Origin of the sequence: Streptomyces sp. NPDC047453 (assembly GCF_040643155.1) — a bacterium.
GTDB lineage: Bacteria > Actinomycetota > Actinomycetes > Streptomycetales > Streptomycetaceae > Streptomyces.
The window spans coordinates 1-16,009 of the sequence record NZ_JBEYTS010000049.1 but is presented as its reverse complement, the minus strand read 5'-3'; the positions used below and the strand labels follow the sequence as shown (position 1 = coordinate 16,009).

General features: G+C 72.5%; 15 protein-coding genes. 5 read left to right on the top strand and 10 right to left on the bottom strand.

Annotation, left to right across the window (positions count from 1 at the left end; all coding sequences use genetic code 11):
- Positions 1–43: 43 nt before the first annotated feature.
- The 7 genes from ABZ818_RS30520 to ABZ818_RS30490 all read right to left on the bottom strand — a co-directional run bounded on the left by ABZ818_RS30520 (position 44) and on the right by ABZ818_RS30490 (position 7,050).
- On the bottom strand, positions 44–1,018 hold the full coding sequence (locus ABZ818_RS30520) for a PDR/VanB family oxidoreductase (RefSeq protein WP_361421621.1): 975 nt from the start codon (positions 1,016–1,018) through the stop codon (positions 44–46).
- Positions 1,018–1,518, bottom strand: a complete 501-nt coding sequence (locus ABZ818_RS30515; protein ID WP_361421618.1) for a hypothetical protein — start codon at positions 1,516–1,518, stop codon at positions 1,018–1,020. Before ABZ818_RS30515 ends, ABZ818_RS30520 begins: the two co-directional genes overlap by 1 nt.
- 83 nt (positions 1,519–1,601) lie before the next feature.
- Positions 1,602–2,390, bottom strand: coding sequence for an amino acid ABC transporter ATP-binding protein (locus ABZ818_RS30510; RefSeq protein ID WP_361421615.1), 789 nt, complete (start codon positions 2,388–2,390; stop codon positions 1,602–1,604).
- On the bottom strand, positions 2,387–3,328 hold the full coding sequence (locus tag ABZ818_RS30505) for an amino acid ABC transporter permease (RefSeq protein WP_361421612.1): 942 nt from the start codon (positions 3,326–3,328) through the stop codon (positions 2,387–2,389). The genes ABZ818_RS30510 and ABZ818_RS30505 overlap by 4 nt, the downstream gene beginning before the upstream one ends.
- A gap of 1 nt (position 3,329) precedes the next feature.
- The gene (locus ABZ818_RS30500; protein WP_361421609.1) at positions 3,330–4,247 is read right to left on the bottom strand and encodes an ABC transporter substrate-binding protein; all 918 of its coding nucleotides are present in this window, start codon (positions 4,245–4,247) and stop codon (positions 3,330–3,332) included.
- 734 nt (positions 4,248–4,981) lie between these two features.
- Positions 4,982–5,995, bottom strand: a complete 1,014-nt coding sequence (locus tag ABZ818_RS30495; RefSeq protein ID WP_361421606.1) for a succinylglutamate desuccinylase/aspartoacylase family protein — start codon at positions 5,993–5,995, stop codon at positions 4,982–4,984.
- 5 nt (positions 5,996–6,000) lie between these two features.
- Positions 6,001–7,050 (bottom strand): aromatic ring-hydroxylating dioxygenase subunit alpha, encoded by a 1,050-nt coding sequence (locus ABZ818_RS30490; RefSeq protein ID WP_361421603.1) that lies wholly within the window; start codon positions 7,048–7,050, stop codon positions 6,001–6,003.
- Positions 7,051–7,237: 187 nt separating this feature from the next.
- On the opposite strand from ABZ818_RS30490, the gene ABZ818_RS30485 reads away from it, so the two are divergent.
- Positions 7,238–7,894, top strand: coding sequence for a GntR family transcriptional regulator (locus ABZ818_RS30485; RefSeq protein WP_361421600.1), 657 nt, complete (start codon positions 7,238–7,240; stop codon positions 7,892–7,894).
- Positions 7,895–7,969: 75 nt separating this feature from the next.
- On the opposite strand, the gene ABZ818_RS30480 is transcribed toward ABZ818_RS30485, so the two are convergent.
- On the bottom strand, positions 7,970–9,328 hold the full coding sequence (locus ABZ818_RS30480) for an APC family permease (RefSeq protein WP_361421597.1): 1,359 nt from the start codon (positions 9,326–9,328) through the stop codon (positions 7,970–7,972).
- Between the two features lie 95 nt (positions 9,329–9,423).
- Positions 9,424–10,305, bottom strand: a complete 882-nt coding sequence (locus tag ABZ818_RS30475; protein WP_361421594.1) for a carbon-nitrogen hydrolase family protein — start codon at positions 10,303–10,305, stop codon at positions 9,424–9,426.
- Positions 10,306–10,386: 81 nt separating this feature from the next.
- Here ABZ818_RS30475 and ABZ818_RS30470 point away from each other — a divergent pair, with 81 nt between their 5' ends.
- A complete protein-coding gene (locus ABZ818_RS30470; protein ID WP_361421592.1) occupies positions 10,387–11,181 on the top strand; it encodes an FCD domain-containing protein in 795 nt (264 codons plus the stop codon).
- Positions 11,182–11,400: 219 nt separating this feature from the next.
- Positions 11,401–12,753, top strand: a complete 1,353-nt coding sequence (locus ABZ818_RS30465) for a glutamine synthetase family protein (RefSeq protein WP_361421589.1) — start codon at positions 11,401–11,403, stop codon at positions 12,751–12,753.
- A gap of 74 nt (positions 12,754–12,827) precedes the next feature.
- Here ABZ818_RS30465 and hemE read toward each other — a convergent pair whose 3' ends face one another.
- Positions 12,828–13,898 carry a uroporphyrinogen decarboxylase gene (gene hemE / locus ABZ818_RS30460; protein WP_361421586.1) on the bottom strand — a complete coding sequence of 357 codons (1,071 nt, stop codon included), beginning with the start codon at positions 13,896–13,898 and terminating at the stop codon, positions 12,828–12,830.
- A 125-nt stretch (positions 13,899–14,023) separates the two neighbouring features.
- Here hemE and ABZ818_RS30455 point away from each other — a divergent pair, with 125 nt between their 5' ends.
- Both ABZ818_RS30455 and ABZ818_RS30450 read left to right on the top strand, forming a co-directional pair.
- Positions 14,024–14,707: a DUF3000 domain-containing protein gene (locus ABZ818_RS30455; protein WP_361421583.1), complete on the top strand. Its 684-nt coding sequence runs from the start codon at positions 14,024–14,026 to the stop codon at positions 14,705–14,707.
- A 346-nt stretch (positions 14,708–15,053) separates the two neighbouring features.
- Complete coding sequence (locus ABZ818_RS30450) at positions 15,054–15,716, top strand: response regulator transcription factor (protein ID WP_100572546.1); 663 nt, start codon at positions 15,054–15,056, stop codon at positions 15,714–15,716.
- Positions 15,717–16,009 lie beyond the last annotated feature (293 nt).

The following is a 16,009-nucleotide window of genomic DNA, read 5'->3' as shown; positions in this document are numbered from 1 at the left end:
CCGGCCCGCGCCGGGGGCCATGCCCCGGCGCGGGCCCCGGCGGTCAGAGGTCCAGCACCAGCCGGGGGCAGCGGGCGCGGCCGACGCAGATCATCATGGTGTCGTTGGCGGCGCGTTCCTCCTGCGACAGGAGGCTGTCCCGGTGGTCGGGCACGCCCTCGACGACCTTGGTCTCGCAGGTGCCGCAGATGCCCTCCCGGCAGGAGTTCGGGGCGTCGATCCCCTGGTCCTCCAACGCCTGGAGGATCGTCGTGCCGGCGGGCACGGTGACACTGCGGCCGGTGCGCTGGAGCACCACCTCGAACTCCCCGTCGGCGTCCGGGGCGCCGGGCTCCCGGGGCGCCGCGGCGAACCGCTCGGTGTGCAGGGCGCCGGAAGGCCACGGGGCGCAGAACCGCTCGACGGCGGCGAGCAACGGCTCGGGGCCGCAGCAGTAGACCGCCGTCCCCTCCCTCGGCACGCCCAGGAAGGGCTCCAGGTCGAGCAGGCCGTACTCGTCCTGCGGGCGCACCAGCACCCGGTCGCCGTAGCGGGCCAACCGCGGCAGGAACGCCATGCTCGCTCGCGTCCGCCCGCCGTACAGCAGCGTCCAGCGGGCGCCGACGGCGGCGGCCCGGTCCAGCATCGGCAGCAGCGGGGTGATCCCGATGCCTCCCGCGACGAACAGGTACTCGGGGACGTCGACCAGCGGGAACCGGTTGCGCGGCCCGGTCACCTCGACCTCCTGGCCGGGGCGCAGGGTCTCGTGCACCGCCCGGGAGCCGCCGCGGGACGCCGGTTCCCTGAGCACGGAGACCCGCCAGACGGACCGGTCCGCGGGCGACCCGTTGAGCGAGTACTGCCGGGTGAGGGAGCCGGGCAGGCACAGGTCCACGTGCGCCCCCGGCTCCCACGCCGGCAGGTCGCCGCCGTCGGGCCGCCGCAGGTGCACCGAGACCACCCCTTCGGCCTCCCAGACCAGGGCGGACACATGCAGCCGAAGCCGCCGCTCCCCGTCCGCGACGGGTGCCGCCGCCATCAGGGCACCCAGCTCAGGGTGCGGCCCCGGGCGGAGCCGAGGCGGACCACGGCGACCCGGGATTCCGGACCGGCCGAGGGGCCTGGGCCGTCCGGGTGCCGGACGGCCACGTGCAGGGGGTCGTCTCCCGCCAGCACCATCGCGTCCGCGTCGGCCAGCAGGTGCCGTTCCTCCACCAGCAGCCGTCCCCCGGTGGAGACCAGGACCAGCACGTCGTCCTCGGCGCGGTCCACGGTCGTCCCGGCGCCGGGGTCGAGTACCTCGACACGGGCACGGACCGCGGCGGGGTCGGCGGCGACCTCCAGCAGCGCCCCGTCCGGCAGGGCTTCGGTGATCCGCCGCGCCCCGGGCAGCGGGGCGGTGCTGGGGCCGTGTCCTTCGGCGAGCAGCCGCACCTGCCACTGCCAGGGCTCACGGCGGGGCGTGTCCGGTGCGGCCGCGACCTCCCGGCAGCCGCCGTCCACCTTCCGGTGGGCGTTGGCGCGGAGCAGGAGCCTCATCGGTCGTCCTCCTTCGTCGTCACTCGGAACTCGAGGGGGTTTCCCACTCGAGGGGGTTTCTCAAGAGTGGGCGCCGGGGGCGCTCATCGCACGGCGGCCAGGAAGGCCTTGGTCCGTTCGTGCCGTGGTGCGGTGATGACCTGCCGGGCGGGTCCGGTCTCGACGACCTGGCCGCCGTCGAAGAAGACCACCCGGTCGGCGACCTCGCGGGCGAAGCTCATCTCGTGGGTGACCACGATCATGGTCATGCCGGACGCGGCCAGGTCCCGCATCACCCGGAGCACGTCGCCGACGAGTTCGGGGTCCAGGGCCGACGTCGGCTCGTCGAACAGCATCAGCTTGGGCCGCATGCACAGCGCCCTGGCGATGGCCACGCGCTGCTGCTGCCCGCCGGACAGGTGACGCGGGTAGGCCTGGGCCTTGTCCTTGAGTCCCACCTGGTCGAGCAGGTCCAGCGCCCGCTCGGTGACGACCGCCTTGGGCTCCTTCAGCGCCCGCCGGGGCGCCTCGACGAGGTTCTCCAGCACGGTCATGTGGGGGAAGAGGTTGAAGTGCTGGAACACCATGCCGATCCCGGTGCGTCGGCGGCAGATCTCCTTGTCGCCCAGTTCGTGCAGCCTGGTCCCGCGCTGCTCGTAGCCCATCACCTCGCCGTCCACCCACATCCGGCCGCCGTCGACGGTCTCGAGATGGTTGATGCAGCGCAGGAAGGTGCTCTTGCCCGAGCCTGAGGGGCCGATGAGGCAGACCACCTCACCCCGCCGGACCTCCAGGTCGACTCCCTTGAGGACCTCCAGCCGCCCGAAGTGTTTGCGGACCTTCTCGGCCCGGACCATCGGGGCCGGTTCCGCGGTGGCACTGCCGGTGGTCATGACTGCCTCCCGGTGGCGATCGGCGCGTGGGTGCTCAGCATCTGCCTCAGTCGCTGGAACGGGGTGGGCGGCAGCGTGCGGTTGCCGCGCGCGAACCGGCGCTCGACGTAGAACTGCCCGATGGTGAGGATGCTGGTGACGACCATGTACCAGATGCTCGCGACGATGAGCAGCGGGATGGTCTGGAAGTTGCGCGAGTACAGGATCTGCGCGGAGTAGAGCAGGTCGGGCACGGCCAGCACGCTCACCAGGGCGGTGGTCTTGAGCATGCCGATGGTCTCGTTGCCGGTCGGCGGGATGATCACCCGCATGGCCTGCGGCAGGATCACCCGGCGCATGGTCTGCATCCGGGTCAGGCCCAGCGCTCCGGCCGCCTCGGCCTGGCCGTGGTCGACGGACAGGATGCCGGCCCGGACGATCTCCGACATGTAGGCCGCCTCGTTCAGGCCGAGGCCGAGGATGGCCGCGACCAGCGGAGTGATCAGCCGGTTGGCGTCCAGCGACAGGCCCGGGATGCCGAAGGTCAGCGTGGGGTAGAGCGCCGCCAGGTTGTACCAGAACAGCAGTTGCACCAGCACGGGCGTACCGCGGAAGAACGAGACGTACAGGAACGCCGCGGACCGCACGACGGGGTTGACCGACAGCCGCATCACCGCGAGGACGATGCCCAGTACGACGCCGAGGACCATGCAGATCGCGGTGAGTTCCAGGGTGACGGCCAGTCCGCGACCGATGGAGACGTCCCGCAGGTAGGTGTTGACGACGTCCCAGCCGAAGCGGGGGTTGGTGAACACCGACCGCAGCGTCGCCGCGCCGATCAGCAGCAGTGCGGCCGCCGTCAGCCAGCGGGCCGGGTGCCGTTTGGGGACGACGGTCGGCTCGGTGTCCGGTGTCTTCGCCTCGGTCTCCCGGGCGAGCGGGGTGGGCAGGGCGGCCATGTCAGCTCCCGGACTTCAGGAGCAGGCCGGCGGGGACGTCCCACTTCTTCATGAGCGACTCCATGGTGCCGTCGGACAGGAGGGCCTTCATGGCCGCGTCCAGGGCCGGCTTGAGCGCGGAGCCCTTGGGCAGCGCGATGCCGACGGGGGACGGCTCGTAGTCGGTGCCGGGGGCGAGCTCGAACTTGCCGTTGGACGCCTTGGCCTGGAGCGCGAGGGAGACCGAGTCGGCCATCACCGCGTCGACCCGGCCGCTGACGACCGCGAGGTTGGCGCCGTCCTGGGAGGGGAAGAGCTCGGCCTTCACCGGGGCCTTGCCCGCGCCGGCGCACTGCTGGGAGATCGCGGGCAACTGGTCGAGACCCTGGAGGCTGCCCTTCTGGGCCGAGACGGTGTGCCCGCACAGCGCCATCGGGTCCATCTTCAGTCCCAGCGGGTTGCCTGCCTTGACCGCGACGCCCGAGCCGCCGTTGAGGTACGGCACGAAGTCGACGGTCTTCGACCGCTCGGGGGTGATGGAGAACGCGGAGGCGCCCATGTCGAACTTGCGGGCGGCCAGGCCGGGCAGGATGCCGTCGAACCCGGCGTTGACGTGGGTGACCTTCAGGCCCAGCCTGGCGCCGAGGGCGTCGGTCATGTCGACGTCGAAGCCGATCATCGTCTTGTTGTCGGTGTCGAAGTACTCGAACGGCCGGTAGGACGCGTCGCTCGCCACCGCGAGCACGCCCTTGGACTTGACGTCGGCGGGGAGCAGCGCCGCGGCCGCGGCGTCCACCGCCGCCGTGCCGGCACCACCGCCGGACGCCGCCGCGGACGGCCCCGGCCCGGCGGAACCGCCTTCGGCCGATGCGTTGGTACAGCCGGCAAGAGCCAGCGCGACGACTGCCGCGAGGAGGGGAAGACGTATCGGATGGCGCACGGGATCGTCCTTCTTGAGGGAGGGCAGGACAGGGGCGGGTGGTACGTCGACGGGGGCTGAGGGGCGACCCCCGGGCGGCGATCAGCCGGTGCCCGGAGCGGCGGTACGCCGGACGGTCGGCGGGTGGCAGGACTGGCGAACGCCGGGCAGAGGGTGGCCCGACCGGTACGCCGGGCTGTCGGCGGGTGGCAGGACTGGCGGTGAACCGGACGGTCGAGCGGGTGGCGGGACCGGAAGCACCACGACGGACAGGGAGTCACAGGAGCGGCGGCAGGCCGGGCTTTCGACGGCCGGCGGGGTACGCCGGGCGGTCGGTGGGTGGCAGGACCGCCGGCACCATGACGGCCGGCAGGTGACCGGACCAGCGGTGCGCCGGGCGGTCGGCGGATGGGCGGGACGGGTGGTGCCCCGGACGGTCCAGCAGGTGGCAGGACCAGAGGCACCATGGCGGACAGGCGGTGTCAAGGCCGGCGGAACACCGGACGGCGGACGGGCGGCGGGACGGCGGCGGCATGCCGGAGGGTCGGCTGGTGGCCGAACTGGAGCTGCGCCAAAGGGCGTTGGTGGGGCCGGGGGAGCACCGGGCGGTCCAGCGGGTGGCGGGACCGGCGGCGCCGTGGCAGTCGGCGGGTGGTCGGAGCCGCGTGTGCCGGCGGTCAGCCGGAGGACAGGGTGCCGGCGGTCAGCCGGAGGACAGGGTGCCGGCGGTCAGCCGGAGGACAGGGTGCCGGCGGTCAGCCGGTGGACGGGGTGTCGGCGTCCGGGCGGTGCGCCGCAAGGCGGTAGAGGGCGTCGCCCAGGTCCACCAGGGGTGGGCGGCGGACGACCGCGACGACGCCGGTGCGGTGGGCGAGGACGGGGACGGAGGGGCGGGCGAGTTCCTCGACGGGGTGGATCCGGGCGATGAGGTCTCCCTCCTCGATCTCCTGGCCGAGGCGGGCGATCGGCTCGAAGAGCCCCCGGGCGGGGGTGTACACGGCTCCGTCGGGGAGCAGGTCGATCCAGCGGGTCGGCGGGGCGGGCGGGGCGTCCGGCTCCGCCGGGAGGATCCCGGCGCCCGCCAGCACCCGGCGCAGTCCGTGGACCGCGTCGGACACGAACGCGGGGTTGACCTCACCGCCGCCGCCCAGCTCGGTGGAGATCATCGCGACCCCGGCGTCGTCCGCCGCGGTGGAGAACGAGCCGGGCTCGAACCGCGCGGGAACGACCATCGTCCACGGCAGCCCCATCCGTTCCGTCAGCCGCCGCTTGGCCTGCCAGGCCTCGGGGCCGGGGCCGTCGTAGACGAAGACCGACGGGAGGTAGTGGCCGGTCGATCCGCCGGAGTGCAGGTCCATCGCCAGGTCCGCGTGCGGCAGCAGTTCGCGGACCAGGGCGTCGGCGAGTTGGTCCGTGGGACCGCCCGTGCCGTTCCCAGGACAACTGCGGTTGAGGTTGCCGCCGTCGAGCGGGGAGACCCGGGCCGCGGCGCGGACCGCGGGCAGGTTCAGCGCCGGCAGGACGATGAGCCGGCCGGTCAACTGCCCGGGGTCGGTCTCGCGCAGCAGGCGGTGCAGGACGACCTGCCCCTCGTACTCGTCGCCGTGGGTGCCGGCCACGAGCAGGGCCGTCGGGCCGGGTGCGCCGGAGAGCACCGCGACCGGGACGGGGACGACCCCGTTGTCGTGCCGGTTGTCCGAGTGGGTCAGGTGGAGGGCGCCGACCTGGCGCCCCGGCGCGTCCAGGTCGATGCCGTGCAGCCGCGTCACGGCCCTCAGCCCTTCACAGTCCGGTCGGCGGCCCGGTCGGCGGACTGCTCGGCGGACTGCTCCGCGGCGAGCAGCCGGTTGAGGATCCGGCGGGCCTTGGCGACACCGGCGTCCTGCCCGATGAGCACGTCGTGCTCGCTGTCGGGCCGCTCCCGCATCCCGGTCTCCTGCTCCCGCAGCGCGTCGGCGTCCTCGCGCAGCACGGTCTCCAGGCCGACCTCGAGTTCCTTGGTGGCCCACTCGGCGTCGACCGCGAAGTTGCGGCTGAACGCGTAGTAGTACCAGGTGGTCCGCTCGTCGACCGGGGTGATCCCGTTGAGCACCTTGATGAGGTGGCCCTCCTCGCGCGGGCGCCCCTGGGCGGTGATGCCGGAGTGCAGCACGTGGTAGCCCGGGATGTGGAACTCGGTGGCGTGGAACCGGTCGTAGAGTCCCTCGATGCCCATGGTCCGCGCGTACAGCGGCGGCGCCTCTACGCCGGGCATGAACCGGTCCACGGTCACGACGTCGCCGTCCACCTCGACCGTGATGCCGTACTCGGGAATGTAGTCGTCGCCGACGGTCGTCTTGTGCAGGAACGTCTCGTGGGTGAGGTCCAGCAGGTTGTCGTGGATGAGGTCGTGACGGCACTCGAAGAGCATCGTGTGGGTGACCGTGGCCCACGCGGGGTCGTTCATCCAGTGCGTGTCGGGGACCAGGCTCTCGTCGGCGAGGTCCGCGTCGCCGGTCCACACCCAGATCCAGCCGTCCTTCTCCACGACGGGGTAGCGGCGTACACGGGCCCGGGCGGGGATGGCGGCCTGCGCGGGGACGCGGGTGCACACTCCGTCGGGTCCGTAGGCGAAGCCGTGGTACCCGCACTCGACGGAGTCCCCCACGGTGCGGCCGGCGGACAGCGGGTAGGCGCGGTGGGCACAGCGGTCGGCGAGGGCCACCGCCGCGCCGTCCTGGGTGCGGTAGAGCACGAGCGGTTGCTTGCAGACGACCCTGCGCACGGGATCGCGGGTGACTTCCGTGGACCAGGCAGCGACATACCAGGTGTTCAGAACGAACACGGCCAGACCTCCTCTGGATGCAGTGCGCACACCGTATACAGTGAGTTCAGAGAAGACAACGGTCCGCGCGAGGTGGAATTCTTCGGCGGAAGCGGTATCCGGTTGGGGGTACGGCCCTCAGGGACGGAGAGCAGACGTGGAGCCTTTGCGCAGCGATCCCAGGGACACCAGGCCGTTGGGCGTCCGCGTGTACGAGCGACTCCGTGACGAGATCGTCTCGGGCGGTCTGGAAGCCGACGCCACCCTGGTGCAGGAGCAGGTCGCGGAGCGCCTTGGCGTGTCCCGCACCCCGGTACGGGACGCGCTGAACCGCCTCGCCCACGAGGGACTGGTCACCTGGCTGCCGGGCAGCGGATACATCGTCAACGCCCTCCAGCCCAAGGACATCGCCGAGGTCTACCAGGTGCGCCAGTCGATGGAGACGCTGGCCCTGCGCCTGGCCTGCGGCCGGCACGACCGAGCCCGGCTGGCCCGGCTCGAGGCGGTGATCGAGGAGATGGCGGCCACGGAACCGGCCGACGCGGCGGCGCAGTTCGAACTCAACCGGACCTTCCACCGGCTGCTGATCGAGCCCTGCGACAACGCGCTGCTCCTGCGCATGATCGACACCCTCTGGGACCACCCGGTCAACCGCCGCATCACCCGCTCCTACGTCCACGAGCCGGGCAGCGTCCCGGTCATGGTGAGCGAGCACCGCGCCATCCTGGAGGCCGCGGGCGCGGCGGACGAGGACCGCCTGGTCCGCCTGGCGACCGAGCACATGTACACCGGCTACCGGCAGACCCTGCCCGCGGACAGCGGCCTGGAGCTGGTACCGGGACCGGGGCCGGAGCAGTCGCGCTGAAAAGCCGAACGGGGCCGCCGGCGGTACGGCGGCCCCTCGGCCCGAGAACCCGGGTCCCGGGTCCCGGGTCCCGGGTCAGACCGTTTCGGGGGTCCTGGTCTCCTCGGTGAAGTCGATCTCCGGCGGCGGAGTCCGGAACAGCCGGGTGAGATGGGCGAGGTAGAGCACGCCCACGGCGAGCCAGATCAGGCCCAGGATGATGGCCTTGCCGTCGAGGCGGGTCAGCAGCCAGATATCGACCGCCGCGCCGATCACCGGGAAGGCGACGTAGGTGAGCGGGTTCAGTCTGCGGCCCGCGCGGCGCTCGCGCAGGAAGGTGGCGATCACGCTGAGGTTCACCGAGGTGAAGGCGGTGAACGCGCCGAAGTTGATGAACGACGTGGAGGTCGCCACGTTGAGTCGCAGCGCGATGAGTCCGATCGCCCCCGTCAGCACGATGTTGACGGCGGGGGTGCGGAACCGGGGGTGGACGAACCCGAAGAAGCGGCGGGGCAGCACACCGTCCCGGCCCATCGCGAACAGCAGGCGGGAGGCGCTGGCCTGGGCGGCGATGCCCGAGGCGAACTGAGCGACCACCAGACCGGCCAGGAAGATCGAGGAGAACAGGCTCCCGGCGATCGTCTTGGCGATCTCGAAGGCGGCCGAGTCCGGGTCGGTGAAGGTGCTCCCCGGGTGCACGAGCTGGGTCGTGTACGCGAGCAGGACGAAGATACCGCCGCCTATCAGGGCGATGAGCATGATCGCGCGGGGGATGGTGCGCCGCGGCTCGACGGTCTCCTCGGTCAGGGTGGTGACGGCGTCGAAGCCGAGGAAGGAGTACGCGGCGATGGCCGCTCCGGCCGAGACGCCCACCAGGGTGCTGTTGTCGTTGAGGAACGGCGTGGCGCTGAACAGCCCTCCGGCGCCCGAGTGGCGGAAGACGTGGAGCAGCGAGAAGAGCGCGAAGAAGCCGATGACGAGGACCTGGAAGATCATGAGCAGGTCGTTGGTCTTCTCCGCGGTGCGGATGCCGCGCACGTTCAACGCGGTGGTGATCGCGATGAAGCCGACGATCCAGACCCAGAAGGGCACGCCGGGGAACTGGGCGTGCAGGTAGGCGCCGCCGATCAGCCAGATGACCATGGGCAGGAAGAAGTAGTCGAGGAGCGTCGCCCACCCGACGAGGAAGCCCGCCCTGGAGTCGATGGCCCGCCGCACGTAGGTGTAGGCCGACCCCGCCACCGGATGGGCCGCGGCCATCTTGCCGTAGCTGTGCGCGGTGAAGATCATCGCGACCATGGCCAGCAGGTAGGCGGTCGGCACGGTGCCGTTGGTCGTCTGCGCGATGACCCCGTACGTGCCGAGCACGATCAGGGGGGTCATGTAGGCGAGGCCGAAGGCGACGACTGATCTGAGGGTCAGGGTCCGGTTCAGCGTCGGGGTGGGCTGTTCCATGGCGGGGCTCCAGGGGGGCGCGTAGGGGCCGGGCGGGCTTCCGGCGATGTGTCGGCGGGCGCGGGGGACGGGGCGGAGGCGGACGTGCCGGGCGGTCAGCCGCCGGCGCGGCGGTCCGGATTCCAGCGACGGGGGTCGATCCGCCCCTGGTACAGCGGCAGTTCGATCGGGGCGTCACCGTCCTGGAACTGGTCCCACACGCGGTTGAGGCCCGCCGTGCCGTGGGTCCGGACCCGGGTGACGTCGTCGAGGTCGAGCACGTCGGTGAGGACGGTGGGCAGGGCGTCGGGGGCCTCGACCCGCACCCGGCCCTCCGGGTCCACCACGAGACTGCGGCCGGTGCCGACCGGGCCCGCGGTGTTGACGCTGATCACATAGACCTGGTTCACCATGGCGTTGGCCCGGGCCAGGACCAGTTCCTGGGCACGGTCGGCGGTCGTCGTCATGACCGGATTGACGATCACTTCCGCGCCCATCCAGGCCAGATGCCGGGAGACCTCGGGGAACCACGCGTCGTAGCAGATCGCGAATCCGATCCGGCCCGCCTCGGCCAGGTCGGCCACGACGAAGCGGTCGCCGGGGTCGTACGGCTCGTAGGGGCGCCACGGGAAGACCTTGCGGTACGAGGCCGCGAGCCGGCCCTCGGGCGAGAAGGCCAGAGCGGTGTTGAACAGCTCGCCCTGCGGACCACGCTCGCACACGCTGCCGGGCAGCAGCCAGATCCCCAGGTCACCCGCCAGCTCGGCGAGCATCTTGGTCCGGGGGCCGTCCAACGGCTCCGCGGACTCCCGCAGCCGGGCCTCCCGCTCCTCCCGGGCACCCTCCACCCCGCACAGGTGCAGCTCGGGATAGACCGCCAGACGGGTCCCGGGGAACCTCGCGAGGAGGTCCTGGACCTCGTCGGCGAAGCCGGCGAGCGGCGAGCGGGAGGAGCGCGGAGGGGCCTGCGCGAGGGCGATGGGCAGGGGCCGGGACACGGGAGTCACCACTTTCGGACAGCAGGTGGCCTGATGGCGAAAAAATAGAGCACGATGAGCACTTAAACAAGAGTGTTCAAGATGAGCACTCTTGAGTACGGTGTCGCCATGCCCGGCTCCCCCGTGAACTCCCGCCCGGCGCGCGCGGAGCAGGCCACGCACGGCCTGAACGCGCCGCCGCTCACCGCCATCCGGCGGCTGTCCGCCCTGGACGCCGTACGGGCCCGTATCGCGCTCGCCGTGGATCTCGGCCTGCTGGCGCCCGGTGAGCGGCTGCCGGGCAGCGACCGGATCGCCGAGGCCCTGGGCGTTTCCGAGATCACGGTCCGCCGGGCCCTGGTGGCCCTGTGCAAGGAGGGCGTGCTGGAGCGCAGACGCGGCCGCACCGGCGGGACGCTGGTGGCCGAGCGGCCGGCGCACTCGGCGGTCGGGGCCATCGAGACGTACCGGGCGGCGTCGGCCGACGTGCACCAGTTGATCGACCACCGGCTCGTCCTGGAGTGCGGGGTCGCGCATCTGGCCGCGGTCCGCGGGCTCGACCCGGAGTCCGCGCGGGAACTGGACCGGCTGCTCGAGGAGATGGACCGGGCCCCGAGCTGGGCGGAGTTCCACGGCTGCGACGAGCGGTTCCACATGGCGGTGGCCGCCGCGACCGGACTCGACTCCGTCGCCGACCCCTACGGCGCCGTACTACGGGAGCTGTACCGCTACTACCTGCCCTACCCGCTGGACTTCCTGCGCCACTCCAACGACGAGCACCGCGCCCTGGTGAAGGCGATACGGCGCGGGGACGCGGCGGAGGCGGCCGAGGTGGCGCGCCGGCATGTCGAGGAACTCCACAAGAGCATGTTCATGGACCTCCTCGACCGACGCTGACGGGCACCGGCGGTCCACTGCCGCGCCGGACGCACCCCCTGCCCCGGCCGGGCGCACACGCGGCCGGTCCCGGCACCCGCACCCGGCCGCTGCGGCTTTCGCCCACGTCACCGAAGTGATCCGGGGCGGGGGCTGCGGCCGCCGGCGACCCGGCGGCGATCACACTCAAGAGCACGACCGCGGAGCCGATCACGGCCGCACGCGGTGAAGGAGGATGCCATGTCCACCGCGCGCGAGGAGCGGGCCCGGGCGGCCGGGGAGGCCGACCGGCTGACGGCGCAGGGAGTGAGCGGGGTCGTCCTCACCATGGTGGACACCGCGGGCATCACCCGTGTCAAGACCGTGCCGGTCTCGGCGCTGCCGGACGCCGTGCGGTGGGGTGTCGCCATGCCGCCGGTCTTCGACCTGTTCCTGGCCGACGACTCCGTCACCACCGGCGGGCACACCGGCGCCCCCGAGGGCGACCTGCGGCTCCTGCCCGACCTCGACCGGCTGACCCCGCTGGCCGCGCAGCCCGGCTGGGCCTGGGCGCCGGCCGACCGCCACGACCAGCGGGGCACTCCGTACCCCGGCTGTCAACGGCTGTTCGCCCGGCGGATGACCGAGCGGGCCGCCGAACGCGGCCTCGCCCTGCGGATGGGCTTCGAGACCGAGTGGGTGGTCGGCCGAGACACGGATCCGTCCCCCTCCCCGTCCCGCCCGGCCGCGGGCCCCGCGTACGGCATGGCACGCTTCGTCGAGCTGTCCGACTACCTGCGCGACGTGCTGGACGCCCTGGTCGCCCAGGGCGTCGCCGTGCAGCAGCTGCACCCGGAGTACGCGCCCGGCCAGTTCGAGGTGTCCGTGGCACCCGCGGACCCGGTGGGAGCGGCCGATCTGGCGGTGCTCGTGCGGGAGACGGTCAGGGCGGTCTCCGCGCGGCACGGGCTGACGGCGTCGTTCGCCCCGGTCGTCGAGGCGGGAGCGGTCGGCAACGGACGCCACCTGCACCTCAGTCTCTGGCAGGACGGCCGGAACCTGTGCCGGGACGGGGACGGCCCGCACGGCATGACGGCGGTCTGCGAAGCGTTCCTCGCGGGCGTCCTGCGGGAACTGCCCGCGCTGCTCGCCCTCGGCGCACCCTCGGCCGCCAGCTATCTGCGGCTCGAACCCTCGCGCTGGGCCGGTGCGTTCCAGTGCTGGGGTCCGGAGAACCGGGAGGCCGCGATCCGCTTCGTCGCCGGGGCGCCGGACGCCGGCTGGGCGGCGAACGCCGAGATCAAGAGTTTCGACGCGGCGGCCAACCCCTACCTGGCGGTGGGCGCGGTCATCGCCGCCGGCCTCGGCGGGATCGACGCCGCCGCGACCCTGCCGCCACCCGAGGTGGGTGACCCCGCCGAGGTGGGAGGGCACAAGCGGCTGCCCACCTCGCTCACCGAGGCACTGGCGCACTTCGAGCGGTCGGCGGTGCTGCGCGAGGCGCTCGGGGATTCGCTGTTCGGCGCGGTCGTCGCCGTACGGCGTGCGGAGGCCGCGCGGTTCGAGGGGGCGACCCCGCAGAGCATCGTGGCGGCCACCCGCCTGCGGTACTGACGGCCGGCGACCGGCCGCCGAAGGGCCCGCGTCCCTTCCCCCGGTGCTCCTGGCACCGGGGGAAGGGCGGCGGGTCAGCGCGCGGTCTGCGTGTGGACGTACTCGACGAGGTGGGTGAGCGCGTCGGGGTCGGTCGAGGGCATGACGCCGTGGCCGAGGTTGAAGATGTGGCCCTCCAGTCCCGCGGCGGCGTCCAGCACCTCCCGGGCCTTGGCCTCCATGACCTTCCGGGGCGCGAACACCACGGTCGGGTCGAGGTTGCCCTGGAGCGCCTTGCCGGGGCCGACACGGCGCGCGGCCTCGTCGAGCGGGACCCGCCAGTCGACGCCGACGACGTCCGCGCCCGCCTCGCCCATCAGGCCGAGCAGCTCACCGGTGCCGACGCCGAAGTGGATGCGCGGGACGCCGTACCCGGCGACGGCCTCGAAGACCTTGGCGGAGGCGGGCAGCACCGAGCGGCGGTAGTCGACGGGCGAGAGGGCTCCGGCCCAGGAGTCGAAGAGCTGCACGGCGCTCGCGCCCGCCTCGATCTGCACCTTCAGGAAGGCGGTCGTGATGGCGGCGAGGCGGTCGAGCAGGTCGGCCCACAGCTCGGGGTCGCCGTACATCATCGCCTTGGCGTTCTCGTACGTGCGGGAGGGGCCGCCCTCCACGAGGTAGCTCGCGAGGGTGAAGGGTGCGCCGGCGAAGCCGATGAGCGGGGTGGACCCGAGTTCGCGGGTGAGCAGGCCGATCGCCTCGGTGACGTAGGAGACGTCCTCGGGGGTCAGGTCGCGCAGCCGCGCGAGGTCCTCGCGGGTGCGCACCGGGCGCTCGACGACCGGGCCGATGCCGGGCTTGATGTCCAGGTCGATACCGATGGCCTTGAGGGGCACGACGATGTCGCTGAAGTAGATCGCCGCGTCCACGTTGTGCCGGCGGACCGGCTGGAGGGTGATCTCGGCGACCAGCTCCGGGCGCATGCAGGACTCGAGCATCGGGATGCCCTCGCGCACCTTGAGGTACTCCGGCAAGGAGCGCCCGGCCTGCCGCATGAACCACACGGGCGTGTGCGGCACGGGTTCACGCCTGCACGCCTTCAGGAAGGCGGAGTCGTAGGTGGCTGTCTGCGGCTGCCGGCTTGCGGGCGTCTGGTTGGCACTCACGCCCGCAAGTCTCGCATGCCCCCGATGACGCGAAGGCCCAGGTGTGCGGCCCCCGGACGGCGGCGCCGACGGCGGCGGGGTGTCTTGCCCTGCACAAAGGCCCGGTTCCCCTTAATCTTCCCGGCATGGCTGCGGCTCAGGGACGACTGTCGGACGGCACTGGCGGAATGGACGATCCGAAGGATCCGGGAAAGGGGGACGGCGATGCGAGCAGGGCGGCTCAGGCTCCCTTGCCCTTCCGGGCGGCGGTCGAGGCGCTGAGGGCCGCGCGGCTGCGGCCGCAGCTGGAGATCGAGCAGGTCCCGCCGCCGCAGCGGCTCGCCCCGTTCACGTACGCGCTGGAGGCCACGGTCGTCGACGGGGAGCAGGACCTGGCCGACGGCCGGCTGGTGCTGCTGCACGACCCGGCCGGGCACGACGCCTGGCAGGGCACCTTCCGGCTGGTGACGCTGGTGCGCGCGGAGCTGGAGCCGGAGATGGCCGCCGACCCGCTGCTGCCGGACGTGTGCTGGTCGTGGCTGACCGGGGCGCTCCAGGCGCGCGGGCTGATGTACGGCGAGCCGAGCGGGACCGTCACGCGCGCGAGTTCGCACTACTTCGGCGGGCTGTCGTCGCGCCCGGCGGCCTCGCAGATCGAGATCCGCGCCTCCTGGACGCCCCGGGAGGGGCTGGGCGGGGTGCCGGACACCGCGGCGCACCTGGCGTCCTGGTGCGATCTGCTCGCCCAGGTCGCCGGGCTGCCGCCGGCCGGTCCGGGGGACGCGTCGGTGGTGACGCTGCCGCAGCGGCGCGGCCCGCAGTCGCGTTGACGCCGGACCCGTCCCCGCGCTGACGAGGGACTGGCACCCACGCTGACGCGGCCCCGCACCCGCCCGCGTACACCTGTCCGGGCGACTTACCGGCTTCTTGCCGTTTCTTTGTCGATACGGCCACTTTCAGGCAAGTATCGCTCCCGAATGACACCCAAGTGAACCGATTCGACCTTCGGATTATCGACAATACGTTCGAATTAAACGCTCGGTGACTCACCAGATCGTGATCATTCTCTAAAGGACACCGGGTTTGGTGCCGAAGACCACTGTGACCTTGCAAGCACGGTTCTTCCCGGCTTCATCCCCACAAGCCGGCCCCGTCCCCCCACCCCCAGGAGGCCTGGTGTCCGTTCTCCTCGAGCAGCCCGCAAGCCTGGTCGCCTACCGCCCGAACAAGCCGACCGCCATGGTCGTCGTGGCGGACCCGCGCGTCCGTTCCACCGTCACCCGTCATCTGTGGGCGCTTGGAGTCCGTGACGTCATCGAGGCGTCGTCCGTCGCGGAGGCCCGTCCCCGTATCGGCAATCCGCGTGACATCTGCGTAGCCGACGTCCACCTGCCCGACGGCTCCGGGCTCACACTGCTGTCCGAGACCCGTGCCGCCGGATGGCCCAACGGCCTGGCCCTGTCCGCCGCCGACGACATCGGCGCCGTTCGCAACGCCCTGGCCGGTGGCGTCAAGGGCTACGTCGTCACCGGCACCCGCACCAACGTCGGGCTACCCACCCGGCCCGGCGCCGCCCCCATCGGCGCCGCGGCCGCCCGACTGCACCGCCGCCCCCCGGGCGCCCCGAGCCACCCGGGTGGTTTCCGCGAGCTCTCCGGCCGCGAGGTCGAGGTGCTGCGGCTGGTCGCGGAGGGCCAGTCGAACAAGGCCATCGGCGTCTCGATGGGCCTGTCCGCGCTGACCGTCAAGAGCCACCTCGCCCGCATCGCCCGCAAGCTCGGCACCGGCGACCGGGCCGGCATGGTCGCCGTAGCCCTGCGGACCGGCATCATCCACTGACCGCCCCAACCGCCCCGACCAGCCCCTTTCTCGATTTGTCCGTCTCCATCCCCGATCCCCCGTACGCCTCTCCCCCGTCCCCCCACCAGCACGTTCAGCACCCGATCCGTCCGCCCGAGAAACCGTCCCCTCCCCCGGTCGTCCCCCCGGTCGCGCTCCGCGCGTGCCCCCTGCCGGTCGTGCACCGGACGTATCACCTGCCTGACCGGTTTACGACCCTCCGGCGCCCGCCGACGGAACGGGGCGCGGGGGGGGGGGGGCCCGCCACCCCGACAAATGTAGAAAAAAGGGGA